Origin of the sequence: Nocardia sp. CA-136227, assembly GCF_050955695.1 — a bacterium.
In the GTDB taxonomy this organism is placed as follows: Bacteria; Actinomycetota; Actinomycetes; order Mycobacteriales; family Mycobacteriaceae; genus Nocardia.
In genome coordinates, this window is record NZ_CP192081.1 from 7,217,802 (window position 1) to 7,244,105 (window position 26,304).

The following is a 26,304-nucleotide window of genomic DNA, read 5'->3' on the forward strand; positions in this document are numbered from 1 at the left end:
CTCGCAGGGCTGGACGCTCGCCGGTCGGAACCAGTTGGCGCCACCGCGTTCACGGCCGTGCCGCCGGTCCCGGCGGCAGGCACACCGTCCGCGCCGGAGACCTCGGCTACGACGGGCGCACCCTGCGCGAACTCGGTAGCGGGGACACTGTCTGCGCCGTGGACCTCGGCTGCGGCAGGCGCGCCCGCCGCGCTGGGGACGTGGACGGTGGCGGATACAACGACGCTCGGCGGGGTCGGAGCGGAGGGAGATGCGGAATCGCGCATCGGGGACACGGCGTGGCCTACCTTCCCGGGGTGGTCGGAGCGGGAACGCCGACGGGGAGTTGGTCGAGCGTGGCGCGGAGGGTGTCCTCGAGCGAGGTAGGCGTGAGCCCGAAGTAGCTGGTTGCGGCGGAGGAGTCCAGGACGAAGGGGCGGTCGAACTGGTAGCGCAGCTCGCGCATTTCTCGGGCGTCGCGGTTGAACAAGCCCGCTGCCCAGAGCAGTGCGCCGGGGAGGCGGCCGATCCGGGCGGGCGGTGCTCCGGCCACCGACGCGGTCAGGTCCGCCAGGGCGCGGATGGACAGCGGCGGCGCGGTGGGCACGTGCCAGGCTCGGCCCCAGGCGGTTTCGTCATCGGCGACCGCGACCAGCAGGCGGGCCACGTCCTCGGTGGCGGTCCAGCTGTGCGGGGCGTCCGGGTCCGCGGGGACCAGGGCTCGCTTGCCCACGAGCACGGCGGGCAACACCATCACGGTGAACGCGGAGGTCGCGGCGGGGCCGAGGTAGTCCGAACCGCGCACCTCGGCGGTGCGGACGCGATCGGATCGGTGGGCCGCCAGCTGCTCCGACCACAGGTCCGCGCGCACCCGGCCCTTCGCCGAATTCGGGCGCAGCGGGTGGGACTCGGACACCGGGCCGTCGAACTCGCCGTAGGCGTACAGGTTTCCGACGGTGATCAAGGGTGCGCCGGAGCGTTCGGCCACGGTCAGGACGGCGTGGTGCAGGGGTGGGAAATCCTGTGGCCAGCGGTGATAGGCGGGCTGCGCGCACTGGTAGAGGGCCGCCGCGCCCTCGCAATGGGCGAGCAGCGCCCGCGGGTCGGTGGCGTCGGCGGTAATGCGATCGATGTTCGGATGCTCGGGGCCGGAACCGCTGCGGGTGACGATGCGGACGTAGTCGCCCCGGGCGGCGAGCAGTCGCGCGGTGGCCGTGCCCACCGGACCCGCTCCTATGACGACGTGCAGGGACATGAGGTCCTCGATCCTGTCGGATGGGTGTTCCGAGAACACTGTTCTCGCACTCTCGACGGTAGGAGTGCACACCGTTTCCTGTCAAGAACACTGTTCTCTCAGTCGCCTACCGTTCTCTCAACGGTTTCCTGTTCTCTACACTGCGACCATGTCCGCCGGATCCTTGCGCGCCCGCGTCCGCACCGAGATGATCGAGGAGATCAAGGCCACCGCCCGCGCGCGGCTGGCCACCGACGGCGCCAATCTGTCGCTGCGCGGCGTCGCCCGCGACCTCGGCATCGTCGCCTCCGCGCTGTACCGCTACTTCCCCAGCCGCGACGACCTGCTCACCGCGCTCATCCTGGACGGCTACCGCTCCCTCGGCGCGGCCGCCACCACCGCCCACGACGCCGCACCCGCCAACAACCCACGCGCGCAATGGCTTTCGGTCTGCACGGCGGTCCGCGACTGGGCCCTCGCCAACCCCACCGAATACGGCCTGCTCTACGGCAGCCCGATCCCCGGCTACGACGCGCCGAAGGACACCGTCGGCCCCGCCGCCACCGTCGTCCTGCTGCTCGCGAGCGTCGCCACCCGCGCCGCGGCGGCCGACCGGCTCACCCCCGCCGCCCTGCCCACTCCCCTGCCCGCCCCCGTTCGCGCGGACCTCCGCGTCCTCATCGAACAACAGTCCGCCGACCTCCCCGAAGAGGTCCTCGACCGCGTATTCGTCGGCTGGACACAGCTTTTCGGCCTGGTCACCTTCGAGATCTTCGGCCGCCTCGACGGCACCATCGACGCCGTCGCCGACTACTTCCATCACCACATGAACCTGATGGCCGACCTCGTCGGCCTCCCCGCCACCGACTGAACTCGGCCCGCCACACACCGATTCCGGTCCCACCACCCGATGCTGCCCGCCGGGGCTCGGGGTCAGGCCACCACCGAGTGTTTTCGGCGCAGATCCGCACCATACACAGCACTGGGCCCGGTCACCGTGCGGTGACCGGGCCCAGGTTGTTCGATTCCGTTGCCGGAAGGCAGGACTTAGAAGTCCATGCCGCCCATGCCGCCGGTCGGGTCGCCCGCGGGGGCGGCCTTCTCCGGCTTGTCGGCGACGACGGCCTCGGTGGTCAGGAACAGGGCCGCGATGGAGGCCGCGTTCTGCAGGGCCGAGCGGGTGACCTTGACCGGGTCGGCAACGCCGGCGGCCAGCAGGTCGACGTACTCGCCGGAGTCGGCGTTCAGGCCGTGGCCGTCGGGGAGGTTCGAGACCTTCTCGGCGACGACGCCGGGCTCCAGGCCCGCGTTGAAGGCGATCTGCTTCAGCGGCGCGGACAGCGCGACGCGAACGATGTTCGCACCGGTGGCCTCGTCACCCGACAGGGTCAGCGCGTCCAGGGCCGGCGACGACTGCAGCAGGGCCACGCCACCACCGGCGACGATGCCCTCTTCGACGGCAGCCTTCGCGTTGCGGACGGCGTCCTCGATGCGGTGCTTGCGCTCCTTGAGCTCGACCTCGGTGGCCGCGCCCGCCTTGATGACCGCGACACCGCCGGCCAGCTTGGCCAGACGCTCCTGCAGCTTCTCACGGTCGTAGTCCGAGTCCGAGTTCTCGATCTCGGTGCGGATCTGCTGCACGCGGCCCTTGATGGCCTCCGCGTCGCCCGCGCCCTCGACGATGGTGGTCTCGTCCTTGGTGATGACGACCTTGCGGGCCTGGCCCAGCAGCTCGATGCCGGCCGTCTCCAGCGAGAGGCCGACCTCTTCGCTGATGACCTCGCCACCGGTCAGGATGGCGATGTCGGCCAGCATGGCCTTGCGACGGTCACCGAAGCCCGGGGCCTTGACGGCGATGGACTTGAAGGTGCCGCGGATCTTGTTCACGACCAGGGTCGACAGGGCCTCGCCCTCGACGTCCTCGGCGATGATCAGCAGCGGCTTGCCGGCCTGGATGACCTTCTCCAGCAGCGGCAGCAGGTCCTTGACGGTCGAGATCTTCGAACCGACGAGCAGGATGTACGGGTCCTCGAGGACCGCTTCCTGACGCTCGGGGTCGGTCACGAAGTAACCGGAGATGTAGCCCTTGTCGAAGCGCATGCCCTCGGTGAGCTCCAGCTGGAGACCGAAGGTGTTGCTCTCCTCGACGGTGATGACGCCTTCCTTGCCGACCTTGTCCATGGCCTCGGCGATCAGCTCACCGATGGACGAGTCGCCGGCCGAGATACCGGCGGTGGCGGCGATCTGCTCCTTGGTCTCGACCTCCTTGGCGGTGTCGAGCAGCTTGGCGGTGACGGCCTCGACGGCCTTCTCGATGCCGCGCTTCAGGCCGAGCGGGTTGGCGCCGGCGGCCACGTTGCGCAGGCCCTCACGGACCAGCGCCTGGGCCAGCACGGTGGCGGTGGTGGTGCCGTCACCCGCGACGTCGTCGGTCTTCTTGGCGACTTCCTTGACGAGCTCCGCGCCGATCTTCTCGTACGGGTCCTCGAGCTCGATTTCCTTCGCGATGGAGACACCGTCGTTGGTGATGGTGGGGGCGCCCCACTTCTTCTCCAGCACGACGTTGCGGCCCTTCGGGCCCAGGGTCACCTTGACGGCGTCAGCGAGGGCGTTCAGACCACGCTCGAGACCGCGGCGAGCCTCTTCGTCGTACGCAATTGTCTTGGCCATTGCGTTGAGATCCTCCAGATCTGGGGATTGACAGTGTTCTGGCCAGGCATGGTGCCCGCGACGGACGACCGAGGAGCTTGTTAACCAGCCCGGCCTCACCGCCCCGACCTAGCACTCACAGGTATGGAGTGCCAAACCCATTTCTAGCACTCACCCCCACCGACTGCAAGGTTGGGGCCGGGCCCCGAAACGCGCGGAAGACCGCACGAGTCACCTCGTGCGGTCCGGTCGCCCGCCCGGCACTACGAGAAGTGCGAGCGGTCGTCGACCCGCAGCAGCAGGGCGATCAGCGCATCGGTGCGGCGCTCCTCCGGAGTGCGGGGCTCACCGTGCTCGATGGTGACGAGTTCGGCGTCCTGCAGCAGGAGTTCGGCTTCGATACGCATGATCGCCCGGATGAACGGAGGCGCGACCTCGGGTGGGAGGTCTCCGTTCACGATGTAGCCACCGTCGGGCGTGTCCTCTGTGGAGACATAGCTGAGCGCGCGCAGCAGGTCAGCGCGCTGCTCCCCCGCAACTAGGTCGGAACTCTCGTCGTCCGCCATTCCACAATCGTATCTGCCGCAACATGCTCCCCAGGGGATCCGGCGCGAGGACACCGGTCCCGGGGCATACATCACCAGGTCGGCAGCGTGGCGGAACGACACGCGGACTACTGCGTGTCCTCGGTGCCCGCCGGCGCGGCGGGCGCGGTCAGCGACGCCAGCAGGCCCACGACGTCGGCCTGCACCGCGTCCTTGTCCAGGCCCAGGCCGGACAGGATGCCCGCGCCGTGTTCCAGGTCGAGCAGAGCGAGCAGCAGGTGCTCGGTGCCGACGTAGTTGTGGCCGAGCCGCAGCGCCTCGCGGAAGGTCAGCTCGAGGGCTTTGCGGGCCTGCGCGTCGAAGGGGATGAGCGGCGGGACCGGGTCGCCGGTGGCGGCGGGCAGCGCGGCGGTGGCCACCCGGCGGACGGCGTCGGCGGAGATGCCCTTGGCCTCGATCACCGTGACCGCGAGGGATTCCGGCTCCGAGAGCAGGCCGAGAATCAGGTGTTCGGGGCGGGTTTCCAGATTGCCGACGGCCCGGGCCTCCTCCTGGGCGGCCATCACCACCTGGCGGGCACGCGGGGTGAAGCGGGCGAAACCGGCATTGGGGTCGAGCGCCGCCGCCTGCCCGGCGTCAGCGGGGGCCTTGGGGACGAAGCGCTTCTGGGCGGCCTGCTTGGTGACGCCCATGCTCTGGCCGATATCGGTCCAGGACGCGCCGGAACGGCGGGCCTGGTCGACGAAGTGGCCGATCAGATGGTCGGCCACTTCGCCGATGTGGTTGCCCAGCACCACGGCGTCGGACAGCTGCTCGAGCACGTCGTCGGGGCGGGCCTTCTTGATGCCGTCGATCAGGTCGTCGAGGCGGATCGAGTTCGTCATACGTCAACTGTAGGTTGACCAAGTAGGCTTGGTCAACCATAGGTTGACGATGCTTCGGCGAGTCGGTCAGAGCTTCGCCGCCCGGCCCACCGCACCCACGATCTGCTCCTTGATCCACGCCGCCGGACGGCCGGTCAGCGCGATGCTGCCGTTCGAGTCGTCGGCCTTCATGACCTGGACCAGACCGTCCCGGCGACCCAGGCTCATGCAGGTCAGGACGAAGCGCGGGGTGAAGGGCCCCGGCTGCTTGCCGCGCAGACGGGCCGCGACGGCCGCACCCAGGTACTTGCCCGCGGGCTGCGCCGCCTGGCACGACATCCGGGCCTCGCGGCCGTTGTGCCCGATCATCACCGCCGCGTCACCGACCGCGTACACATCGTCGACACCGCGCACCCGCAGCCGATCGTCGACCAGCACCCGGTCCCGCCCGTCCACCGGCAGACCCGAGCGGGCAGCCACCTCGGGCACCGTGAAACCCGTTGTCCAGAGCACGATGTCGGCGTCGACGTGGTCGCCGTCCACCAGGTCGAGGCCGGTGGCGGTCACCGCCGCCACCTTGGCGACCCGCACCTCGACGCCGAGCCGATCCAGGACGGTGCGAATGTGCGCGACGGCCTTGGGGATCAGCCAGCCGCCCGGCTCGTCCGAGCTGACCAGCACCACCTCGAGGCCGGGGTTGCTCTCGGCCAGTTCGGTCGCGGTCTCGAGCCCGGTCGCGCCGCCGCCGACCACGGCGACCCGGCCGGCGAGGGCGGGAATCCGGCGCACGTCCTCCGACGTGGCCACGGTGTGCGCGAATTCGGCCGCGCCGGGCACCATCGAGAGATCGGCGCGGCTGCCGAGGGCGTAGATCAGCGAGTCGTACGCGACGGCCTCGCCCGTGGCCAGTTCGACGCGGCGAGCCTCGGTGTCGACGCGCTCGGCGCGGCCGTTGACGAACTCGATCCCCTTGGCCGCCAAAGTCTTCCGCAGCTCCCAGCGGGCCACGTCCTGCCCGGCGGCGACCTGGTGCAGCCGCACCCGATCCACGAATTCGGTGTGCAGGTCGATGACGGTGACGTGCGCGCCCTTGGCCTTGATCGCTTCCCGCGCCGCGGCCAGTCCCGCGTAGCCCGCGCCCAGAACGACGATTCGATGCTGCCCGGTCATGAGAGTGCTCCTTTTCACTTCAGGTACACAGTCGGCCCCGCTCGGTAGCCGACACCCTCTAGACCGGACAGCCCCGCGATCCCTGACAGAATCCAGGTGTGTCCTGCGTCACACGCGATCGTGAGACGCGAAATAGGTCAGCTTGTCCGGGTTCACCACGAGCTGGACCGAGGCGATCGAGTCGCCGTCGAAGCCGACGGAGATGGTGCCGAGCACGGCCCCGTCCGCACGCACCACGAAGGCGGGCGCGGCATTGACCTCTTCGATCACGACGCTGATGTCGGCGCCGAAACTCGGGATCTTGCCGAACAGACCGAGCAGGTAGCGGGCCACCTTCTCCGCGCCGACGATCGGGCGCTTCGCGGCATTGACCTTCGAACCGCCGTCGGCCAGGGCCACGATATCGGCGGTGAACATGGACTCGAGCGCCGCGAGATCACCGGATTGCGCTGCGCTGAGGAACCTTTCGACCAGTTCCCGCGCGTGCGCCGGGGCCGATTCGAAGCGCGGCTTCTCCTCGTGCACCCGGTGCGCGGCGCGGCGATACACCTGCTGCGCATTGGATTCGGTGAGACCGAGCATGTCGGCGATCTCGCGGTGCGCGTAGCCGAAGGCCTCGCGCAGCACGAACACCGCGCGTTCGGTGGGGCTGAGCCGTTCGGCCAGCGCCAGGAACGCCATCGACACCAGTTCCCGCTGTTCCGCCGATTCCAGCGGGCCGAGTTCGCCGTGGCCGGTGGGGACCGGTTCGGGCAGCCAGGGCCCGACGTAGGTCTCGCGGCGGGCACGGGCCGAATCCAGCCAGGTGCGACAGAGATTCACCAGGATGGTGGTCAGCCAGGCTTCGACGGAACGGATGTCGGCGCGGTCGGTGCCGTGCCAGCGCAGGTAGGTCTCCTGGACGGCGTCCTCGGCCTCGGCGGCGGATCCGAGCATGCGGTACGCGAGCGCGAAGAGACGCGGCCGGTGCCGTTCGAATTCCACCACGTGTGCCGCCTCCCGGAAATTCTCCCGTGAGACTACTTGGGCGCCACCCGGATCGCGACGGCGACCGGGGTGTTGGCGTAATTTCCGGACATGCAGGCGAGCTTCGCCGTACTCAGCGCGGCAGCGGGGCTGCCATCCAGGAAGGACCCCGGGTGCGCGGCCAGCACCTGCTGGATGACCTGCCGTTCGGCGTCCTCGGTGAGGTCGCGGAAGTCGGCGCAGGTGGTCTGCGCGCCATTGGGGGCGCTGGTCTTCTTGGCCACCGTCGCGGCGGTGGGGACCGCGGCGGGGGCGTCGACGGGCGACTCGGCCGGGATCGCGGCCGTGGTCGGGGCGGCGGCGGTGGTTCTGGCCGCCGCGGAGGTGGTCTCGGCCTGTTTCAGGCCATTACTGCCACCGGCTTCGTCCGAACCACAGCCGGTGAGAGCCGCGCCCAAGGTGAGGGCCATCGCACCTGCGGTGAGGGCGACCATCGAAAGACGCTTCATACCCTGCTTTCCGAACTTTCCCGAGAGTGCCGAATCGCCGGACCGGCCCGGCGCTCGCAGCAGCGTACCCGGCTCCGCCGGAGCCGGAAAGGAAAAGTCTGGTCGGCCGGTCTTTACCGGCCGCAGAGCGGGTCAGTTCAAGCGCTGCCGCCAGTCCGCGGGCACCCGATCGCGCGGACCCGGCACCCCCTGATCGGCCGGATGCGAGGTCGGGGCGGCCAGGTCGGGACCGCCGCTGTACATGTCCTCGGTCTCGAAGTTGTAGAACCAGTCCTCGCCGGGCTCGTAGCTCTGGATGAAGGGATGCCCGGTCTCCCGGAAGTGCTTGGTGCCGTGCTGACTCGGCGAATTGTCACAGCAACCGACATGGCCGCACTCCGCGCAGCGCCGCAGATGGAACCACCAGCCGCCCGCGGCGTCGCATTCCAGACAGCCCGCCCCGCTGGGCGGAACGCTCGGATCGATGCCCTTGATCTGCTCGGTCATCAGTTGCCTCCTGTCGTCGCCGGTTCCGCGTCGGCCTCGGCCGGGGCCGGGTTCGCCACCTCCAGCGGCAGCCGCACGATGAAACGCGTGTTCCCGGGCTCGGATTCGACCCGGATATCGCCGTGATGCTTGTTCACCACGATCCGGAAGGAGATGTCCAGGCCCAGCCCCGTGCCCTCGCCGACCGGTTTGGTGGTGAAGAACGGTTCGAAGATCCGGGTGCGGATCTCGTCCGGCACGCCCGGCCCGGTATCGCCGATTTCCACTGCCGCGCACTCGTTCTCGCGATAGGTACGGACGCTGAGCGTACCGCGCCCGCCCATCGCGGACACGGCGTTGTCGATCAGATTCGTCCACACCTGGTTGAGCTCGGCCGCGTAGCACGGCACCGGCGGCAGCGCCGGGTCGTACTCCTTGACCACGGTGATGTCGTCACCGATCTTGCGGGCCAGCATGACCAGCGTGCTGTCCAGCAGTTCGTGCAGATCCACCACCTGGAACGGGGCCCGGTCCATCTGCGAATACTGCTTGGCCGCGTTCACCAGCGAGGAGATCCGGTTGGTCGAGTCGGTGATCTCGTTCATCAGCAACTCGGTCTCGACGGTGTAGTTGAGCCAGCGCATGGCCGCCTCGAAAACGTCTCCGCCACAACCGGACAGGGTGCCGTGCACCTTCTCCATCCAGTCCAGGTCGAACCCGGCCTGCACGAAGTTGGGCGCGATGTCCCAGCCGTTGCCGACCCCGTGGTCCTCGAGCCAGTCGCCCAGCTCGTCCTCGCGGTCGGCGGCCTCCAGCGGCGTCAGCACCGGCGCCTTGGCGACCTGCGCGGCCGCCTCCTCCTGCAACTGGGCCAGCGCCTCGAGCGTCTCCGAATTGAACTTGCCGTGCGCCATCATGCGCAGCTTGTGCCGCATCCCGGCCACCCGCTCGCGCAGCGACGAGGTGGCGCGCACCGCGGCCGCGGCCGGGTTGTTCAGCTCGTGGGTCAGGCCCGCCGACAGCGAACCCAGCGCCAGCAGCCGTTCCCGCTGGCCGATGCGCTCGTTGGCATTGCGGTTGCCGAAGAAGACGCCCTCCAGCAGGTGCAGCGCCATCGGGAACCAGTCCTGCATCATCTTCGCGAAGGTGCCCGCGTCGAGGACGAAGAACTTCGAGGGCCGGGTCACGTAGAAGGACGCGGTGTAGGTCTGCTCGACCTTGTCGCCCATGTAGGCGGTCCACGCGCCCGAGTACGAGCCGACGTGCTCGGTGCGGACGAGTTCGATCTCCTCGCCGCCCGAGTTCTTGGTCATCCGGACCTCGCCGTCCATCAGGACGTAGAAGCAGGTGGCCGGGTCGCCCTCGCGGAAAACCAGTCCGGGCTCGAACATTTCGACCCGGCCGTCGCGGCACAGCCAGGCCAGCTGCTCGTCGTCGAGCTTCTCGAACAGGAACAGGTGCCGCAGTTCGTTCGGGTCGCAGATCAATCGGGTGTTGCCCATATGCGCCTACTCCTACTGTTTCGCAAGCCAGCGGTGCACCAGCATGACGGCCATCGCGCCCTCGCCGACCGCCGAGGCCACCCGCTTCGCCGATTCCGAACGCACGTCACCGGCGACGAAGACGCCGGGCACGCTGGTCTCCAGATGCTGTGGGGGACGCGGGAGTTCCCAGCCCGCGGGCCGTTCGCCGTCCACCATGAGGTCGGGTCCGGCCAGCACGTAGCCGGCGTCGTCGCGTTTGACGATGCCCTCGAGCCAGTCGGTTTCCGGTGCGGCGCCGATGAACAGGAACAACCGTTCGGCGTCCACCTTCTCTTCCGTCCCGGAGACGTTGTCGCGCAGCACGATCCGTTCCAGGTGGTCGTCGCCGTCGGCGGACACCACCTCGGTGCGGGTGTGCACCTTGATGTTCGGGATCTGCGCGATCTGCTGGATCAGGTAGTGCGACATGGACGCCTCGAGCGATTCACCGCGCACCAGGATGTGCACCGTGCGGGCGCGCCGGGACAGGAACACCGCGGCCTGACCCGCCGAGTTCGCGCCGCCCACGATGTAGACGTCCTTGCCGGCGCAATCGCTGGCCTCGGTCATGGCGGAGCCGTAATAGACGCCGCGGCCGGTGTATTCGTCGACGCCGGGGGCCGGGTGGTGGCGGTAGTTGACGCCGGTGGCGATCAGCACCGAATGCGCGGCGACACTGCCGCCGTCGGCGAACTTCACCACGCGCGCCGAACCACAGGCCTCCAGGCCCACCACCTCGCGGGCGGTGATCAGTTCGGCCCCGAACTTCACGGCCTGGCGGCGGGCCCGGTCGGCGAGCTGGGCGCCGGACAGGCCGTCGGGGAAGCCGAGGTAGTTCTCGATGCGGGAGCTCTGCCCGGCCTGGCCGCCGGTGGCGGTGCGTTCCACGAGCACGGTGCGCAGGCCCTCGGAGGCGCCGTAGACGGCCGCGCCCAGCCCGGCGGGTCCGCCGCCGACCACGATCAGGTCGTAGAAGTCGCTGGAGGCGTCGGTATTGAGGCCGACGCCCTCGGCCAGCTGCGCGTCGGTCGGCATGATCAGCACGTCGCCGCCGGGGTTGATGATGACCGGGCACTGGTCCTCGGTGGCGTTCGCCGCGGTCAGCAGGCGCGCGCCCTCCGGCTCGTCGACCTGGTACCAGCGATACGGCAACTGGTTGCGCGCCAGGAACTCCCGCACCTCCGAGCAGCGGGCCGACCAGCGGTGGCCCACCACCTTGGTCTCGGTCACCGGCTTGTGCTCGTCGCCGCGCCAGGCCTCCAGCAGGGCGTCGACGACCGGGTAGAGCTTCTCCTCCGGCGGGTCCCACGGCTTGAGCAGGTAGTGGTCGAGGTCCACCACATTGATGGCCTCGATGGCGGCATTGGTGTCCGCGTAGGCGGTGAGCAGCACCCGGCGGGCGTAGGGGTGCAGGTCCATCGCCTGTTCGAGGAATTCGACGCCGTTCATCCCGGGCATCCGGTAGTCGGCGATCAGCACCGCGGCCGGCTGGCCGCGCAGTTTCATCTCACGCAGGGCATCGAGGGCGTCCGCGCCGGACTCCGCCCGCAGAATCCGGTAATCCGCCCCGTACCGGCGGCGCAGATCGCGCACGACGGCCCGCGACACGCCAGGGTCGTCGTCGACGCTGAGAATGGCCGGCTTGACGGCAGAGGGTGAAGTCACCTGACCAGTATCGCGGACTCAAATTCGGTGATGCTGAATGAGATCCATCTCGGTCGGAGTCAATAATCGCTCGAGGCGTTCCTCGAGCGCCCGATTCGCCTTGCGGCCGGACGTCCCTGGCGGTTTGGATTCGGCGGAATCCGCATCGGTACCGGGCCCGTCAGCGGGGAGGAGCGGGACGGTCTTGCTCTCCAGATGCAGAAGCGAACGCAGGTTCACGGCCGATCACCTCACGTTTCCCAATCGGAAGCAGGTGGCTGTGTCTGTAACTTCGTTTATCTCATATTGTGCGCCAGCCATTACATTTCGGACATCAACACCCCAACAATGTGACCCAAGCGATCTCGTCGCCCGGAATGACCCCGGGTCACATTTCATACGCCCAGGTCGGGGCGGGTGATCCACGCCACGGCCGCCTGGTGACCCAGGCCACGCGAACTAGGATGCCCGTAACCGACCGTCACGTCCCCGGAGGCAGCGTTGCCGAACACCCTCGAAGCCAGCATCGATATCGCGGCCGCGCCGGACAAGGTCTGGAGCGTCGTCTCCGACCTGCAGCGGATCCGCGAGTTCAGCCCCAACACCCTGCGCATGCAGCCGCTGGGCCGCACGGTCCGCACCGGCACCTGGACGGTGAACCTGAACAAGGCCGAGGGCTACGTGTACCCGAGCACCTCGCGGATCGTGCGCTTCGAGCCCAACCACGCGCTGGCGTTCCGAATGAACGAGAACGGCACCGTCTGGAGCTACACCCTCGAGCCCACCGCCGACGGCGGCACGAAGGTGACCCAGCGCCGCGACGTGCCCAAGGGCAAACTGCCGGGCTGGCTGCAGTTCACCATCGACAAGGTCTTCGGCGGCGAGGCGGCCTTCGAGGGCGGGCTGGTCGACGGCATGAACGAAACCCTCGGCCGGATCAAGGAACTTCTGGAGCGCTGAGCGTAGGTTCGGCCTATGCGACGACTCACAGCGATCTGCGCCGCGGCCGCCGGTGTCGCGATGCTGGCGACCGGATGCGGTAGCTCCGATTCGGGCGACCGCACCGTGACGGTCACCGGCACCGGCAAGGTCCAGGGCACCCCGGATGTGCTCAATGCCGACCTCGGCACCGAGGTCAGCGCGACCGACGTGTCCGCGGCGGTCGATCAGGCCAATGCCAAGGCGAAGGCCATCACCGACGCCATGGTCACCGCGGGCGCCAAGCGCGAGGACATCAAGACCAGCGACCTGTCCGTCCAGCCCGCTTACGGGCCGGAGGGACGCACCATCACCGGCTATCGCGCCACCAACACCATGCACGTGGCCGTGCGGGACCTGCCCAAGGCGTCCGGCATCCTGTCGGCCGCGGTGCAGGCGGGCGGCAACGACACCCGCATCAGCTCGGTCGCCTTCGGGCTCGAGGACAACACCAAGCTGCTGGCCGACGCCCGCGCCCGCGCCTTCGAGGACGCCAAGAGCCGCGCCCAGCAGTACGCGGACCTGTCCGGGCTGAAGCTGAAGAAGGTCAAGACCATCAGCGAGAACGGCAGCGGAACCACCCCGACGCCGATGTACAAGGACGCCCTGCCCTCCGGGGCCGCGCCCACCATCAACCTCGAGCCAGGCCAGCAGACGGTCACGTTCACCGTGACCGCCGCCTGGGATATGGACTGACCGCTACTTCCAGTTCGGCAACTGGACCACCTGGGCCGCGTAGGACAGGCCCGCACCGAAGGCGATGAGCAGGGCGGTGCCGCCGGGTTTGGCGTCGCCCTTGCGCATCATGGCCTCCATGGCCAGCGGTATCGAGGCGGCGGAGGTGTTGCCGGCCTCCTCGATGTCATTGGCCAGGGCGCAGTCCTCGGGAAGTTTCAGCACCCGGGCCATGATCTCGATGATCCGGCCGTTGGCCTGGTGCGGAACCATGGCGTCCAGATCGGCGGGGGTCAGCCCGGCCACCTCGATGGCATCGCGGCAGACCTTCTCCAAAGAGTGTGCGGCCCAGCGGAACACGGCCGTACCCTCCATGGCGAGATAGGGCCGGACGGCGTCGAGACCGCGTTCATCGATCTCGGCGAAGAACTCCATCCAGTCCTTGTCCTGGCGGATCGCGCGGTGCTGGGTGCCGTCCGAGCCCCATACGGTGGGCCCGATCCCGGCTTCGTCGGACGGGCCGATCACCACCGCGCCCGCGCCGTCGGCGAACAGGAAAGCCGTGCCACGGTCCTTCGGGTTGACCGTGGTGGTGAGCTTCTCCACGCCGATGACCAGCGCGTTGCGGGCGGTACCGCCCTTGACCAGATCCGAGGCCAACGCGACCGCGTGGCAGAAGCCCGCGCACCCGGCCGAGACGTCGAAGGCGGCCACATTCTGCAGGCCGAGTTCGGTGGCGATCTGCGGAGCCGCGGCAGGTGTCAGCAACAGCCAGGTAGAGGTCGCGACGATGACACAGTCGATCGTGGCGGGATCGACTTCCGCGGCGTCGATGGCGTCGCGGGCGGCCGCGGCGCTCATGCTGATGATCGTCTCCTCGGCGGAGGCGAAGCGCCGGGTACGGATGCCGGACCGGGTCCGGATCCATTCGTCGCTGGAATCTATCGGCCCCGCCACCTCGTCATTGGTGACGATTCGCTCCGGCCGGTACACGCCGAGCCCGAGCATTGCCGTGTGCTCTGCCCCGCTGATCGAGGCAATTCGAGCAGACATTGGTTCTCCCTTATGTACTGCGTACTGCGCGTCGAACGTGACCTTCATCGAGTTCCCCACCCCGGCGGCCGAAACGCCGCATACATGAGGCTCCCTCAGCTTAATCCGGACAGCTTCTCATGTATGTGCTTCCGCTCACAATTAGGCATACGTTGACCAGTGCTTCACATACCGCCGGAAGATCGTTCTCCGAGGCCTTCGGCAACCGAGAACGCGAGCGTCCGACGCGCTTCCCGTAGTGTGTGACGCGGTCTATGACCGCAACCATCCGCGCATGAAAGAGGAGCTCGTGGCCCGTCGCCCCACCCCGCCCGGCACCCCGGAAACGACCGGACTCGGTCACGTGGCCGACCTGGTCCGATCCTCCATTCCACCGCTGCACCCGGCCGGCCTGCCGTTCGTGGCGGCGCCGCTGGCGGTGGCCGCGCTGGGCTTCCGCCGGAAGTGGGTGCGGCGCACCGGATTGGCCGCCGCCGCGGCCTGTGCGACGTTCTTCCGGCACCCGCACCGGGTGCCGCCGAACCGCCCCGGCGTGGTGGTCGCGCCCGCCGACGGCGAGGTGGCCCTGGTCGACACCGCGGTGCCGCCGGCCGAGCTCGGCCTGGGTGACGCCCCGCTGCCGCGGGTGAGCATCTTCCTGTCGGTGCTGGACGTGCACGTGCAGCGGGTGCCGGTGAGCGGCCTGGTGGAGCAGGTCGCCTACCAGAAGGGCCACTTCCTCTCGGCCGACCTGCCCGAGGCCAGCGACCGCAACGAGCGCAACAGCATGGTCATCGAGACCGAGTCGGGGCAGCGGATCGTGGTCGTGCAGATCGCCGGTCTGCTGGCGCGGCGCATCGTGTGCGAGGCCGAGGCCGGCGACAAGCTGAGCATCGGCGACACCTACGGCCTGATCCGTTTCGGATCGCGCGTCGACACCTACTTCCCGGCCGGGACCAAACTGTTGGTCACCCCCGGGCAGCGCACCATCGGTGCGGAAACGGTACTGGCCGAACTGGATTCATGATGGAGCAACTCGCGCCCGCGCCGTCTGCGCGCCGCCGCAACCGCACCATCCGGCTGCTGCCCAGCATGGTCACCGTGCTCGGCCTGTGCTCGGGCCTGTCGGCGGTGAAGTTCGCCATCCAGGGGCAGCTGGGGTTCGCGCTGGCGCTGGTCGGCGCGGCCGCGGTGTTCGACATGCTGGACGGCCGGATCGCCCGCATGCTGGACGCCACCTCCAAGATGGGCGCGGAACTGGATTCGCTGTCGGACGCCATCGCGTTCGGCGTCACGCCCGCCCTGGTGCTGTACGTGACCTTCCTGCACGCCGACAGCATCGGCTGGGTGCTGGCCTTGATGTTCGCGGTCTGCATGGTGTTGCGGCTGGCCCGGTTCAACACCCTGATGGACGACGACAACCGGCCGGACTGGCAGCGGGAGTACTTCGTCGGGGTGCCCGCGCCCGCGGGCGCGTTGATCGTGCTGACACCCATCGCGCTGTCGGAGCAGTTCGGCGACGGCTGGTGGGTGAGCTTCCCGATGGTGGCGGTGTGGACCGTGCTGACCGGCCTGCTGTGCGTGAGCACGCTGCCGACGCTGGCCGTCAAGTCGGTGTCGGTGGCCCCGCGGACCGCGCCGATCCTGCTGGTGCTGGTCGCCCTGGCGGCCGCGCTGCTGGTCACCTACCCGCTGATCCTGATGATGGCGCTGGTGGTGCTGTACCTGGGCCACATCCCGTTCGCGGTGCACTCCGCGCGCTGGGTGGCCGCCCGACCGGAGACCTGGAACCACAAGCCCGCCGAACGCCGCGCCCAGCGCAAGGCGCAGCGCCGCGAACGTCCGCTGGCCGGACGGGTGCCGCGGGTGTCGACGGCGCGGCTGCGGCTACGCCGTCCCGGCCAGCGCGGATGACCGGCCCGCGCGGATAGTCACCGGCGGCCGGTTCCCGCGGGCAGAATTGACGGGTGCCGGAATTCACGCTGACCGCGCAACGCAACTCCTCGGGCGGCGACGCCCGCTGGGGGCTGGTGCGCCTGCATCCCGAAGTCCTGATGGCGCTGGCCCTGCATCCGGGGCAGGGAGTCACCCTGACCGGTGGGCGGCGCACCACGGCCGTGGTGGGGACGTTCAAACCGTCGCAGGGCTTCGGCACCGGCGTCGCGCTACTCGACGAGGTGACGCTGTCGAACGCGAAGGTCCGCGACGGCGGTGACGTCACCATCGCCCCGGCCATCGAGACCGACGCCCGCCGCGTCTCGGTGACGGGCTCGTCGCTGGCCATGGCCGCGATTCCGGAGTCGACGCTGCGGCAGGCGCTGCTGGGGAAGATCGTCACCGTGGGCGACACCGTCACCCTGCTCCCGCGCGACCTGCTGCCCCGCGACAATCCGGCCGCGGCCCGGAAGGCGTTGAAGGGCTTGGGGATCGCCTGGACCTCCGAGGTGCTGACGGTGGTGGCCACCGAGCCGTACCCGGGCCCGGTCACCATCCTGCCGAGTACGGCGGTGACGCTGGGCACGACCTTCAGCTCGACCGACGCCCCGCTCGGCCTGCTCGACGACGTCCCTCTCGACAGTTCGCCGATCGTCGCCCCCGAGCGCCCGGTGACGACCGCCCCGACCTCGGCGGTGGCCGTCGCCGATCTGGCCGGGGTGCAGGCCCAGGCCGCGAAGCTGCGGGAGTGGCTGAATCTGGCGTTGGACGAGCCCGAGCTGCTGAAGGCGCTGGGCGCGAGTTCGCAACTGGGCGTGCTGATCACGGGCCCGGCGGGCGTCGGCAAGGCGACGCTGGCGCGGGCGGTGGTGGGCTCGCGGCGGCTGGTGGAACTGGACGGCCCGGCGATCGGCGCGACCGAGAGCGGCCAGCGGTTCCGCGATGTCGGCGACACGATGCAGGAGATCGGTTCCGGCGCGGGCGGAGTCCTGCTGATCACCGATATCGACGCGCTGCTGCCGGCCGAGGCCGAGCCGGTGGCCACCATGATCCTGGACCAGCTGCGCCGGGCGATCGCGCTGCCCGCGGTGGCGGTGCTGGCGACCACCTCGAATCCATTGGGCCTGGACGCGCGCCTGCGCGGGCCCGAACTGTTCGACCGGCAGGTGTCGCTGCCGCTGCCGACCGCCGCGGTACGGGCCGCGCTGCTCGAGCAGTTGTTGCGCAAGGCCCCGACCGAGGATCTGAAGGTCGACGAGATCGCGCTGCGGACACCGGGATTCGTGGTGTCGGATCTGGCGGCGCTGGTCCGCGAGGCGGCGCTGCGGGCGGCGGCCCGGGCCAGCCGCGAACACCACGACAGCGGTCAGGACGTGGATCCGGTACTGCGGCAGGAGGATCTGGCCGGGGCGTTGGAGGTGATCCGCCCGCTGTCGCGGTCCGGGTCGGAGGAATTGTCCATCGGCAACCTGAGTCTCGACGATGTCGGCGACATGGTGGAGACCAAGCAGGCGTTGACCGAGGCGGTGTTGTGGCCGCTGAAGCATCCGGATTCGTTCGCGCGCCTGGGGATCGAGCCGCCGCGCGGGGTGCTGCTGTACGGGCCGCCGGGCTGCGGCAAGACCTTCCTGGTGCGGGCGCTGGCCGGGTCCGGGCAGTTGAGCGTGCACGCCGTGAAGGGCGCGGAGCTGATGGACAAGTGGGTCGGCTCCTCGGAGCGGGCGGTGCGCGAGTTGTTCCAGCGCGCACGCGATTCCGCGCCGTCGCTGATCTTCCTCGACGAGGTGGACGCGCTGGCGCCGCAACGCGGGCAGTCCTCGGATTCGGGGGTGTCGGACCGGGTGGTGGCGGCCCTGCTCACCGAGCTGGACGGGGTGGAGCCGCTGCGGGACGTGGTGGTGGTCGGCGCGACCAACCGCCCGGATCTGATCGATTCGGCGCTGACCCGGCCGGGCCGGTTGGAGCGGCTGGTGTTCGTGCCACCGCCGGACGCCGACGCCCGGGCCGAGATCCTGCGCACCGCGGCGAAATCGGTGCCGCTGGCCAAGGATGTGAATCTGCGGCGGCTGGCCCGTGAACTGGACGGCTATTCGGCGGCGGACTGTTCGGCCCTGTTGCGGGAGGCGGCGCTGGCCGCCATGCGCCGCGATGTGGACGCCGGGGAGGTGACGGCGGCGGATGTGGCGTCCGCGCGTAAGGCGGTACGGCCGTCGCTGGATCCGGTGCAGGTGGAGTCATTGCGCTTGTTCGCCGCGAAGCGGGAGATGTCGGGTCCGCCCGGCGACCCGTCGGGCTATGTCTGATTTGATGCGCCCGGTCTGATTCATCCGCCTACGCCCGAATGTGGCCGGAAGTTCGCCAAAAATCTACAAAGTAAGCGAGTCGGACCGATCGACACCCCTGGGGCCGGTAATTTTGCGCAGGTGAGGTCGTACAAGGTCGCTACCGAAACGATCACTGCACTGGTCGCAGCACTGGTTGCTGGCCTCGCGCTGACCTTGCCCATCGACTTCGGCTGGACCTCACAAAGTTCCGCCCTGCAACTGGATCTGCTCGCCTACAGCCTGCCCCGCGCCATTGCGGCGGGCGTGCTCATCGCCATGATCACGGCGGTGCTGATCACCACCTTGGGCAGCCCGTCGGTGGCCTGGTCGACCACGGTGGGCGGGCTGCTGGTGCTGGTCGCCAATCACGTCCTGGGCCACGCGGGCGACCCGAATTCCTCGCTGTCGACCATGAACTTCATCGACTCCCTGTCGGGCGGCGTAATCCTGGGCGCGCTCGGGGCGGCGGTGCTGCATCACAAGCTGCCCGCCTTCGCCTGGACGCTGGGCATTCTGATCAGTCTGTTGCTGGGTTCGGTGAATCCGGTGCCGCGGGTGGGCGGCGGCAGCATCACCGACAATCTGCGGAACCACTGGCACGCCTCCGGCATGCCGCCCATGTGGATGGTGCTGCTGGCCTTCGCGCTGGCCGTGGCCTCCCTGTTGATCAACAGGAAGGGACCGGCCGCGCAACGGCTGTCGATCGAGCTGCCGCTGGCTCCGATCCTGGCGGGCACGCTGCTGGTGCTGATCACCCTGTTCAGCGCGGAGTGGCTGGCCCGGCACGGCGGCAGCGTGGCGGGCATCGTCCTCGCCGTGGTGACCTCGGTCGGCACCGCCATGATCGCGTCGATGTTGCTGCCGGGGCGGGACGGGGAGATCGTGCTGATCGCGGTGGGCGTCGGCGCGGTGGGCGCGGCGACCATCGCGGCGGAGATGCCGGCCTGGTCGATTCCGCTGCTGGTGGCGGCGAGCGCGTGCGGCATGTGGGCGGGCAGTCAGGTGTCCGGGCCGATGCCGGCCCTGTGGCTGTCCATGCTGGTCGGGGTGTCGACGGCGCTCACCAGTGACGCCTCCGAGGCGTGGCTGATCGTGGGCAGCGCGGCGCTGGTGTCCTGGCTGCTCGGTTTCGGCCTGCTGGCGGCCCGGCCGCGGTACGTGCCGAGCCGGGTGCTGGGGACCAGCCTGTTGTTCGTGCCGTCGGCGGTGCTGGGCATGCGGGATTACGTGGCGCGCGGTGATTACGCGATGCTGTCGGGCAATTCGGGGATGTGCTCGGTCAGCTCGGGGTCCACCGCGACGCCGGGCTGGACCTCGGTGCTGGTGGCGGGCGGCTGCCTGGCGGGCATGTTCCTGCTGCGACGGTTGCGGCCGCTGCCGGTGCCGTCCGCGGCCACCCCGCCCGAGGGGTCGTCGAACGGGAGCACCGCGGGCTAGACCGGGGAACGGTCAGGCGCGGGCGGCGATGTCCAGTTGCGCGGCCGGAGCGGTGCCGGGTTCGGCGAACCAGGTCCGGTAGAAGGCCGTCACGTAGGCGGCGAACAGGCCGATCACGAGGGCGCCCGCCGGGAGCGGGTGCTCGGCGAATTCGACCGACAGGTACCGGTAGGACAGCAGCAGTCCGGCGAACAGCGCGGCCCCCGTGCCGACCAGCTGGACGCGGGCGCGGTCCCAGCCACGTTCGGGTGCGCGCAGCGCGGATTCGATGGCCAGGCACAGCACCGCGCCCGCCACCAGGTCCGCGCCGTAGTGGTACCCGAAGCCCAGGGTGGCCCCGATGGTGGCGAGCAGCCAGAAGGTTCCGCCCCAGCGCAGCCAGGTCGGGGCGGGCGCGCCGGTCAGCGGGTCGCGGCGGGAGTGGACGAAGATCGACAGCGCCCACGCGGTGTGCAGCGACGGCATGCAGTTGCGCGGGGCGAATCGGTCGAAGGCGATCGAGCCGGGCGAGAGGTCCACCGGCGGCACCACATTCGGCCAGTAGGTGCCGAGCGAAAAGGCGTGCCCTTCCGTGCCGTAGGCGAAGATCGGTCCGACGACCGGGAAGATGACGTAGAAGAGCGGCCCGATCAGCCCGATCACCAGGAAGGTCCGCACCAGGTAGTGCCCCGGCCACTGGCCCGTCTTCACGACGTTGCGCAGCTGCCAGATGGTCACGATCATCGCGCCGACGGGCAGTTCGATGTAAACCCAGTGCAGGACAGCGGAAGCCACCGGCCCCAGCCATTCGAGCAGTTGCCCGACCATCCAGGACGGGTCGCCGAGGGCGTGGTCCACCAGCACGATGTGCTCGTCGAGGACGCGGGGTCCGGCGAGCACGGTGATGCCGAGCCAGACGTCGGCGACCTTGCTGGACAGCACGAGCAGGATGCCGAGCGCGGCGGCGTGCAGCGCGTTGGAGCGGTCCTTGCCCTGCCACCGCCAGAGGGCGAGCCCGAGGATGCCGAGCAGCACGAGCACCGGCCCGTTGCCCATGGCGAGCGGACCGCCGGAGAGGCCGCGGATCGTCTGGTAGGCGACGTCGATGCCGAGCGCCGTGCCGACGGCCACGAAGCGCCGCCGCCAGTTCAGTCCGATGAGCGCGAGGCCGAGTCCGGCCCACGGCACCGTGAAGGATTTGGCATTGCCCGCGAAGTCGGCCCAGATGCTCTCCAGCGGACCGGTGAAGTGATGCCGGGAGGCGACGATCTGCAGGACCAGGAGCGCCAGTGCGCCGAGGGTCAGCACGGCCGTCAACCGGACGCGCGGCGACGGCATCCGCATCCCTGATCGGCGTGCTGCACCGCCGGCCTGGGAGCGCGGATCGTCGAGCAACATCCAGCCATAGTAAACGCCGTGTGAACGCCGACCCCATGGACAGTTGAACGCCGCATCCCACCCCGGATGAACAGCCCCCGGTCAGCGTGGTATCGCCGCTGGCCACGGCGTACAGCGGCCGCAGAATCGCGTAACTGAAATCACAGCAACGTAACTCGCGACGGTGAGGCGTCCCGCCCCGCCGTCACTGCTCGAGTTCGTGGACCAGCGAGTCGACCACCGCGACCAGATCGCCCTGCGCGGCCGCGGCCACCCGGCGCTGGCGCTGATAGGACGCGCCGCGCTTGGGGATGTCGGCGACCATGGCGAGCTCGTTCTCGCAGCCGAGGCTCTTGGCGGTCGGTTCGAGCCGGTTGAGCAGGTCCATGAGGTCGTCGGTGACGAGCCGCTCGTTGCTGTCGGCGTCGGTGATGATGATGGCGTCGAGCCCGTATCGCGCTGCGCGCCACTTGTTCTCCTGCACGTGCCAGGGCGGCAGGATGGCGGGCAGGGCTTCGCCGTTCTCCACCCGCCGGTCGAGATCGACCACGAGGGAGTGGATCAGGGCCACGATGGCGGCCAGTTCGGCCTTGGTGGGGATGCCGTCGCAGATGCGCACCTCGATGGTGCCCCATTTGGGTGCGGGCCGGATGTCCCAGTGCATACCGCCGATCTGTTCGATCACACCGGTTTTCATCTGGTCGTGCACGAAACCCTCGAACTGGCCCCAATTGTCGAATTGGAAGGGCAGTCCGGCGGTGGGCAGCTGCTGGAACATGAGCGCCCGGTTGCTGGCGTAGCCGGTGTCGACGCCGGCCCACATGGGTGAGGAGGCGGACAGCGCCAGCAGGTGCGGGTACGCCGGCAGCATGGCGTTGAGGATCGGGAAGACCTTGTCCGGGTGCGAGATTCCCACGTGCACGTGCACGCCCCAGATCAGCATCTGGCGGCCCCACCACTGGGTGCGCTCGATGAGTTCGTCGTAATGCGCACTGCGCGTGAGCTGTTGGGTGGACCATTGCGCGAACGGGTGGGTGCCCGCGCAGAACAGGTCGACGCCGACCTGGTCGGCGGCGCGGCGCACGGCGTCCTGGGTGGCGCGCAGTTCGTCGACGACCTCGCTCACGGTGTCGTGCTTGCCGGAGACCAGTTCGACGGTGTTCTTCAGGAGTTCCTTGGTGATCTGCGGAGTGCCGTCCCAGGCGCGCAGATCACCACAGGCTTCGAAAACGGCGGCGGCGGTATTGGACAGGTCACGCGTCGTCTTGTCGACGAGCGCGACCTCCCATTCCACGCCGAGCGTGGGCCGGGGCGATGAATTGAAGGGGACCTTCGAAATGCCTGCCCCGGCCATGCTCACCTCAAAGGGTTCAGGCGACGACGCCGCAGGCGACCCGTGCACCCGCGTCGCCGGTCGCGAGGGTGTCCGCATCCGGTGCGGGCGCGTACCGGGTGGGAATGTTGCCGAAGTTGTCGGCGCCGGCGTGGATGATCAGGGCCTTGCCCTTGATCTCCTCGAGGGTGACGGCGTCGGTGGTGGTGACCAGCTTGGCGGTGCCGTCCTTGAGCACCTGGAGCGAGTCCAGGTCGCCGCTGGCGGGGTGCGCGTTCTGCTCACCGACCTGCAGGTGGCCGCCGGCGGACAGGAAGTCGCCGGGCGCGCCGCCGGAGGGGGCGGTGGAGTTGGTCTCGCACTTGCCGAACTGGTGGATGTGCAGGCCGTGGAAGCCGGGCTTGAGGCCGTGGGCTTCGACGGTGATCTCGAGGTGGTTGCCCACCTTCACGACGGACGCGGTGCCGACGGTGCCACCGGAGGGGTCCTTGAGGGTGACCGAGGTGGACTCCCGGGGGGCGTTGTTGTCGCCCTCGGTGCCATGGCCGGTCGCACCGCCCGCGGGAGCGGGCGAGCTGGTGAACACCGGCGGGGTCGTCCCCTTGACGTCACTCGATTCCTGGCTGTTGGAGCAGGCGGTGAGCCCCAGGGCCGCGACCGCGAGCACCGGAGCAACAGTCCACCAGGACGGGCGACGAGTTGAGGACGAGGCCATCGGGGAACTCCTTTACGAGTCCGAGTTTATCGGGAAAGCTGACTGGACAAGGTTCGTACCGGACAAGATGATGCCAGAGCCGTGCCTGTGTTCCTTGGAGGGGCCGCACGGTTTCTTTCGGGCGGCGTTCCGGCGGCCGACGGACAACGATTCAGCTGCCGGTGACGATGACGATGACGCCGGTGGGCGAATCCGAGATCCCGGGGAAGCGGGGTTCGGCGGCGCAGCCCAGTTCCGCGGCGATGGCCTTGGCCAATGCCTGCTCCTTGGGCGAACTGCCGTAGTACACGGTGGTTTTCGGGATGACGCCGCCGGGATAGTTGCCGACCTCGGTGATGTTGTAACCCTCACCGCTGAGCTGGTCGCCGGTCTTCTTGGCCAGTCCGGCGACGGTGCCGTTGTTGTAGACCCGGATCGGGAGGGACTTGTCGACGCCGGCGGCCGCGGTGGTGGTCGGCGCGGCGGCGGTCGTGGTGGGCGCGGCCGTGGTGGTCGCGGGCGCGGTGGAGGCGGGCGCCACCGGCGGGGTGCTCGCCTGGGTCGAATTCTGCTGCGCCGCAGTGGTGGTGGCGGCCTCGGAGGTCGATCCGGCGCTGCTGTCCGAGGAGTCCGAACTCGACAGGGACATCGCGCCGATCCCGGCGAACACGATGGCCAGCGCGATCAGGACCATCGCCAGGGCCCGCAGCGGCGGACCGCCGGCCGGCGAATTCGGGTTGCTCACGGCGTCGAGCCTAATGGGTGCAGGGCCGCCCGCGCGGGATCAAGCGCGGACGCGGGCCCGGCGGAGACCTGGCTCACGGTCGCGGCGCGGCTCACACCTGGAAACCGAGACGGCGTGCGGCCCTGGTCTTCTGGCGGCTGGCGCGCAGCCGCCGCAGGCGCTTGACCAGCATCGGGTCCGCCGCCAGCGCTTCGGGCTTGTCGACGACCGCGTTCAGGACCTGGTAGTAGCGGGTTGCCGAGAGGTCGAACAGTTCGCGGATGGCTTCTTCCTTCGCACCGGCGTACTTCCACCATTTGCGTTCGAAGTCGAGAATCTCGAGCTCACGGCGGGAAAGCCCGTGCGCGCCATCCTCGTCGGAAGGACCGTCCTCGCTTGCGGGCATGTCGCGTGCCGCTGCGCTGTCCATAGTGCTCCCTCGCCGAGTGGTCACCAGACGAATATGGTGCTTGTGCGTCGGTGTCATTCAACCACGCGCCGCAGACAACGGGATGCGTACCGATCGGCGTGTTATGTGACGTAGGCCCCGGCGTGTCGGGGGTTCCGAGCAGCGATCCGGACACGTCCCCAGGGTGTGATCACCCCGGTAAACGCCGCACTATAGGGTGCTGAGCATGGCTATTCTCCCGATTCGCATTGTCGGCGACCCGGTTCTGCACCGCGCGACCACCCCGGTCACGCAGACCCCGGAAGAGCTGGCGCAGCTGATCGCGGATATGTACGAGACGATGGACGCCGCGCACGGGGTGGGCCTGGCCGCCAATCAGGTGATCATCGCCGACGAGGACGAGCTGTCCCCGCGCGTCTTCGTCTACGACTGCCCGGACGAGACCGAGGACGGCAAGACCGTCCGCCGCCGCGGCTGCGTGGTGAATCCGGTGCTGGAGACCTCCGAGATCCCCGAATCCATGCCCGATCCCGACGATGACGACGAGGGCTGCCTGTCGGTCCCCGGCGAGCAGTTCCCGACCGGCCGCGCCGACTGGGCCAAGGTTACCGGCACCGACGAGCACGGTGAGCCGGTCGAGCTGGAGGGCCACGGCTTCTTCGCCCGCATGCTGCAGCACGAGACCGGTCACCTGGACGGCTTCGTCTACGTGGACGTGCTGATCGGGCGCAATGCCCGCGCCGCGAAGAAGGCGATCAAGCGGAACGGCTGGGGCAAGCCGGGTTTGAGCTGGGTCCCGGGCACCGTGCCGGACCCCTTCGGACACGACGACGACGATCTCGACGACTGATCGGTCATGACCGATTCCGAGCCCGGCCCCGAGGGCGCCGGGGCGCTCCCGCCGCTCGGCAAACGGGTGGTGGTGCGCTACCGCCTGCCCGCGGGTTATCCCCAGCCGTTGACGGATGTGATCGGCGAGCTGATCGCCGCCGACCCGCTGACCGTGCGGACCGCCGACGGTCAGGTGGTGTCGGTCGCCCGGGATCAGGTGGTGGCCTGGAAACCGCTCGGCCCCAGGCCCATTCGGACCAGTGAGATCCGGTCCCTGGAAGCGGCGGCCGCGGACGGCTGGCCGGGCCTGATGCGTTCCTGGATCGACGGCTGGCTGCTGCGCGCCGGGGACGGCTACACCTATCGCGCGAATTCCGCGGTACCGCTGGGCGGTACGGACGGCCCGGCACTGATGAACACCGAGACCCTGCACCGCATCGGCGAGTGGTACACCGCGCACGGCCTGCCGCTGCAACTGCAGCTGCCCGATCGGCTGGCGACCCGGCCCGCGGAGTGGCGGACCTGGCACGAGACCCGGGTGCTGGCGGTCGACATCGAGACCATGGCGCTGCCGTCGGGCCCGTCCATGGTGCGGTTCACCCCCGAACCGGACGGGGCGTGGCTGTCCATGCACCGGCATCGGGGCGGGGACACCGATATCGGCTCGAGCCCGGTGGTGGACGTGCTGACCGCGGTCCGCGACGGCGAGCTCACCTTCGCCACACTGGGTTTGCCGGCGCCGATCGCCATCGGCCGGGCCGCGGTGACCACGGCTCCCGACGGCCGCCGCTGGGTGGGCCTGACCTGCGTGGCGGTGGCGTCCGGGCATCGGCGGCACGGGCTGGGCGCGCTGGTGTGCGCGGAGATGATCCGCTGGGGCCGCACGCATGGAGCCACCCACGCCTATGTTCAGGTGTCGGACGAGAATGACGCGGCGCTGGCGTTGTACCAGGAGATGGGCTTCGTGGAGCATCACAGCTACCGGTACGCCGCGCCCTGATCGCGCGCCGCCCGCCTCACGTAAGACAC

26 protein-coding genes are annotated in these 26,304 nt (G+C 69.4%); 9 read left to right on the forward strand and 17 right to left on the reverse strand.

What is annotated here, in order from left to right:
• Positions 1–283 precede the first annotated feature (283 nt).
• Positions 284–1,234, reverse strand: a complete 951-nt coding sequence (locus ACQP06_RS33430; protein ID WP_433668956.1) for an NAD-dependent epimerase/dehydratase family protein — start codon at positions 1,232–1,234, stop codon at positions 284–286.
• A gap of 148 nt (positions 1,235–1,382) precedes the next feature.
• Between ACQP06_RS33430 and ACQP06_RS33435 the strand changes: the two genes are divergently transcribed.
• Positions 1,383–2,084 (forward strand): TetR/AcrR family transcriptional regulator, encoded by a 702-nt coding sequence (locus tag ACQP06_RS33435; RefSeq protein ID WP_433668958.1) that lies wholly within the window; start codon positions 1,383–1,385, stop codon positions 2,082–2,084.
• A gap of 176 nt (positions 2,085–2,260) precedes the next feature.
• On the opposite strand, the gene groL is transcribed toward ACQP06_RS33435, so the two are convergent.
• The 10 genes from groL to ACQP06_RS33485 form a co-directional block, all read right to left on the reverse strand.
• Complete coding sequence (gene groL, locus ACQP06_RS33440) at positions 2,261–3,883, reverse strand: chaperonin GroEL (protein WP_357094620.1); 1,623 nt, start codon at positions 3,881–3,883, stop codon at positions 2,261–2,263.
• A 242-nt stretch (positions 3,884–4,125) separates the two neighbouring features.
• Positions 4,126–4,428: a hypothetical protein gene (locus tag ACQP06_RS33445; RefSeq protein WP_357094617.1), complete on the reverse strand. Its 303-nt coding sequence runs from the start codon at positions 4,426–4,428 to the stop codon at positions 4,126–4,128.
• A 107-nt stretch (positions 4,429–4,535) separates the two neighbouring features.
• Entirely contained in the window at positions 4,536–5,291 is a 756-nt protein-coding gene (locus ACQP06_RS33450) for a Clp protease N-terminal domain-containing protein (protein WP_433668960.1), read from the reverse strand.
• 66 nt (positions 5,292–5,357) lie between these two features.
• Positions 5,358–6,440, reverse strand: coding sequence for an NAD(P)/FAD-dependent oxidoreductase (locus tag ACQP06_RS33455; RefSeq protein ID WP_433668962.1), 1,083 nt, complete (start codon positions 6,438–6,440; stop codon positions 5,358–5,360).
• A gap of 108 nt (positions 6,441–6,548) precedes the next feature.
• On the reverse strand, positions 6,549–7,427 hold the full coding sequence (locus tag ACQP06_RS33460) for an RNA polymerase sigma-70 factor (protein ID WP_433668964.1): 879 nt from the start codon (positions 7,425–7,427) through the stop codon (positions 6,549–6,551).
• A gap of 32 nt (positions 7,428–7,459) precedes the next feature.
• Positions 7,460–7,915 (reverse strand): hypothetical protein, encoded by a 456-nt coding sequence (locus ACQP06_RS33465; protein WP_433668965.1) that lies wholly within the window; start codon positions 7,913–7,915, stop codon positions 7,460–7,462.
• Positions 7,916–8,047: 132 nt separating this feature from the next.
• Positions 8,048–8,401: a UBP-type zinc finger domain-containing protein gene (locus ACQP06_RS33470; RefSeq protein ID WP_433668967.1), complete on the reverse strand. Its 354-nt coding sequence runs from the start codon at positions 8,399–8,401 to the stop codon at positions 8,048–8,050.
• Positions 8,401–9,882, reverse strand: a complete 1,482-nt coding sequence (locus ACQP06_RS33475) for an ATP-binding protein (protein ID WP_433668968.1) — start codon at positions 9,880–9,882, stop codon at positions 8,401–8,403. The genes ACQP06_RS33470 and ACQP06_RS33475 overlap by 1 nt, the downstream gene beginning before the upstream one ends.
• Positions 9,883–9,894: 12 nt before the next feature.
• Complete coding sequence (locus ACQP06_RS33480) at positions 9,895–11,568, reverse strand: FAD-dependent oxidoreductase (RefSeq protein WP_433668970.1); 1,674 nt, start codon at positions 11,566–11,568, stop codon at positions 9,895–9,897.
• A gap of 18 nt (positions 11,569–11,586) precedes the next feature.
• On the reverse strand, positions 11,587–11,787 hold the full coding sequence (locus ACQP06_RS33485) for a hypothetical protein (protein WP_433668972.1): 201 nt from the start codon (positions 11,785–11,787) through the stop codon (positions 11,587–11,589).
• A 261-nt stretch (positions 11,788–12,048) separates the two neighbouring features.
• On the opposite strand from ACQP06_RS33485, the gene ACQP06_RS33490 reads away from it, so the two are divergent.
• Both ACQP06_RS33490 and ACQP06_RS33495 read left to right on the forward strand, forming a co-directional pair.
• Positions 12,049–12,507 (forward strand): SRPBCC family protein, encoded by a 459-nt coding sequence (locus ACQP06_RS33490; RefSeq protein WP_433668973.1) that lies wholly within the window; start codon positions 12,049–12,051, stop codon positions 12,505–12,507.
• A gap of 15 nt (positions 12,508–12,522) precedes the next feature.
• Positions 12,523–13,221 carry an SIMPL domain-containing protein gene (locus ACQP06_RS33495; protein WP_433668975.1) on the forward strand — a complete coding sequence of 233 codons (699 nt, stop codon included), beginning with the start codon at positions 12,523–12,525 and terminating at the stop codon, positions 13,219–13,221.
• A gap of 3 nt (positions 13,222–13,224) precedes the next feature.
• On the opposite strand, the gene ACQP06_RS33500 is transcribed toward ACQP06_RS33495, so the two are convergent.
• Positions 13,225–14,253 (reverse strand): beta-ketoacyl-ACP synthase III, encoded by a 1,029-nt coding sequence (locus ACQP06_RS33500; RefSeq protein ID WP_433668976.1) that lies wholly within the window; start codon positions 14,251–14,253, stop codon positions 13,225–13,227.
• A gap of 289 nt (positions 14,254–14,542) precedes the next feature.
• On the opposite strand from ACQP06_RS33500, the gene ACQP06_RS33505 reads away from it, so the two are divergent.
• From ACQP06_RS33505 to ACQP06_RS33520, 4 genes are all read left to right on the forward strand, one after another.
• Complete coding sequence (locus ACQP06_RS33505) at positions 14,543–15,259, forward strand: phosphatidylserine decarboxylase (RefSeq protein WP_433673506.1); 717 nt, start codon at positions 14,543–14,545, stop codon at positions 15,257–15,259.
• Positions 15,256–16,146 (forward strand): CDP-diacylglycerol--serine O-phosphatidyltransferase, encoded by an 891-nt coding sequence (gene pssA / locus ACQP06_RS33510; RefSeq protein WP_357284631.1) that lies wholly within the window; start codon positions 15,256–15,258, stop codon positions 16,144–16,146. The genes ACQP06_RS33505 and pssA overlap by 4 nt, the downstream gene beginning before the upstream one ends.
• 53 nt (positions 16,147–16,199) lie before the next feature.
• Positions 16,200–18,470: an AAA family ATPase gene (locus ACQP06_RS33515; protein ID WP_433668977.1), complete on the forward strand. Its 2,271-nt coding sequence runs from the start codon at positions 16,200–16,202 to the stop codon at positions 18,468–18,470.
• Between the two features lie 120 nt (positions 18,471–18,590).
• Positions 18,591–19,928, forward strand: coding sequence for a hypothetical protein (locus ACQP06_RS33520; protein WP_433668979.1), 1,338 nt, complete (start codon positions 18,591–18,593; stop codon positions 19,926–19,928).
• A 12-nt stretch (positions 19,929–19,940) separates the two neighbouring features.
• Here the strand turns inward: ACQP06_RS33520 and ACQP06_RS33525 are convergent, their stop codons facing one another.
• The 5 genes from ACQP06_RS33525 to ACQP06_RS33545 form a co-directional block, all read right to left on the reverse strand.
• Entirely contained in the window at positions 19,941–21,305 is a 1,365-nt protein-coding gene (locus ACQP06_RS33525; protein WP_433668981.1) for a DUF5933 domain-containing protein, read from the reverse strand.
• A 184-nt stretch (positions 21,306–21,489) separates the two neighbouring features.
• A complete protein-coding gene (locus ACQP06_RS33530; RefSeq protein WP_433668982.1) occupies positions 21,490–22,638 on the reverse strand; it encodes a glutamate--cysteine ligase in 1,149 nt (382 codons plus the stop codon).
• Positions 22,639–22,654: 16 nt separating this feature from the next.
• Positions 22,655–23,332, reverse strand: coding sequence for a superoxide dismutase[Cu-Zn] (gene sodC, locus ACQP06_RS33535; RefSeq protein ID WP_433668984.1), 678 nt, complete (start codon positions 23,330–23,332; stop codon positions 22,655–22,657).
• 151 nt (positions 23,333–23,483) lie between these two features.
• Complete coding sequence (locus ACQP06_RS33540; protein ID WP_433668986.1) at positions 23,484–24,056, reverse strand: LytR C-terminal domain-containing protein; 573 nt, start codon at positions 24,054–24,056, stop codon at positions 23,484–23,486.
• A gap of 91 nt (positions 24,057–24,147) precedes the next feature.
• A complete protein-coding gene (locus ACQP06_RS33545) occupies positions 24,148–24,465 on the reverse strand; it encodes a DUF3263 domain-containing protein (RefSeq protein WP_379102288.1) in 318 nt (105 codons plus the stop codon).
• 205 nt (positions 24,466–24,670) lie between these two features.
• Between ACQP06_RS33545 and ACQP06_RS33550 the strand changes: the two genes are divergently transcribed.
• Both ACQP06_RS33550 and ACQP06_RS33555 read left to right on the forward strand, forming a co-directional pair.
• Positions 24,671–25,294: a peptide deformylase gene (locus tag ACQP06_RS33550; protein WP_433668988.1), complete on the forward strand. Its 624-nt coding sequence runs from the start codon at positions 24,671–24,673 to the stop codon at positions 25,292–25,294.
• Positions 25,295–25,300: 6 nt separating this feature from the next.
• Complete coding sequence (locus tag ACQP06_RS33555) at positions 25,301–26,275, forward strand: N-acetylglutamate synthase, CG3035 family (protein ID WP_433668990.1); 975 nt, start codon at positions 25,301–25,303, stop codon at positions 26,273–26,275.
• Positions 26,276–26,304: the final 29 nt, after the last annotated feature.

Excerpts from the sequence above, each read along its gene's own strand:
- ACQP06_RS33430 (WP_433668956.1), bottom strand. The coding sequence starts at position 1,234 with ATGTCCCTGCACGTCGTCATAGGAGCGGGTCCGGTGGGCACGGCCACC.
- ACQP06_RS33435 (WP_433668958.1), top strand. The coding sequence starts at position 1,383 with ATGTCCGCCGGATCCTTGCGCGCCCGCGTCCGCACCGAGATGATCGAG.
- groL (WP_357094620.1), bottom strand. The coding sequence starts at position 3,883 with ATGGCCAAGACAATTGCGTACGACGAAGAGGCTCGCCGCGGTCTCGAG.
- ACQP06_RS33445 (WP_357094617.1), bottom strand. The coding sequence starts at position 4,428 with ATGGCGGACGACGAGAGTTCCGACCTAGTTGCGGGGGAGCAGCGCGCT.
- ACQP06_RS33450 (WP_433668960.1), bottom strand. The coding sequence starts at position 5,291 with ATGACGAACTCGATCCGCCTCGACGACCTGATCGACGGCATCAAGAAG.
- ACQP06_RS33455 (WP_433668962.1), bottom strand. The coding sequence starts at position 6,440 with ATGACCGGGCAGCATCGAATCGTCGTTCTGGGCGCGGGCTACGCGGGA.
- ACQP06_RS33465 (WP_433668965.1), bottom strand. The coding sequence starts at position 7,915 with ATGAAGCGTCTTTCGATGGTCGCCCTCACCGCAGGTGCGATGGCCCTC.
- ACQP06_RS33470 (WP_433668967.1), bottom strand. The coding sequence starts at position 8,401 with ATGACCGAGCAGATCAAGGGCATCGATCCGAGCGTTCCGCCCAGCGGG.
- ACQP06_RS33475 (WP_433668968.1), bottom strand. The coding sequence starts at position 9,882 with ATGGGCAACACCCGATTGATCTGCGACCCGAACGAACTGCGGCACCTG.
- ACQP06_RS33495 (WP_433668975.1), top strand. The coding sequence starts at position 12,523 with ATGCGACGACTCACAGCGATCTGCGCCGCGGCCGCCGGTGTCGCGATG.
- ACQP06_RS33500 (WP_433668976.1), bottom strand. The coding sequence starts at position 14,253 with ATGTCTGCTCGAATTGCCTCGATCAGCGGGGCAGAGCACACGGCAATG.
- pssA (WP_357284631.1), top strand. The coding sequence starts at position 15,256 with ATGATGGAGCAACTCGCGCCCGCGCCGTCTGCGCGCCGCCGCAACCGC.
- ACQP06_RS33525 (WP_433668981.1), bottom strand. The coding sequence starts at position 21,305 with ATGTTGCTCGACGATCCGCGCTCCCAGGCCGGCGGTGCAGCACGCCGA.
- ACQP06_RS33530 (WP_433668982.1), bottom strand. The coding sequence starts at position 22,638 with ATGGCCGGGGCAGGCATTTCGAAGGTCCCCTTCAATTCATCGCCCCGG.
- sodC (WP_433668984.1), bottom strand. The coding sequence starts at position 23,332 with ATGGCCTCGTCCTCAACTCGTCGCCCGTCCTGGTGGACTGTTGCTCCG.
- ACQP06_RS33545 (WP_379102288.1), bottom strand. The coding sequence starts at position 24,465 with ATGGACAGCGCAGCGGCACGCGACATGCCCGCAAGCGAGGACGGTCCT.
- ACQP06_RS33550 (WP_433668988.1), top strand. The coding sequence starts at position 24,671 with ATGGCTATTCTCCCGATTCGCATTGTCGGCGACCCGGTTCTGCACCGC.
- ACQP06_RS33555 (WP_433668990.1), top strand. The coding sequence starts at position 25,301 with ATGACCGATTCCGAGCCCGGCCCCGAGGGCGCCGGGGCGCTCCCGCCG.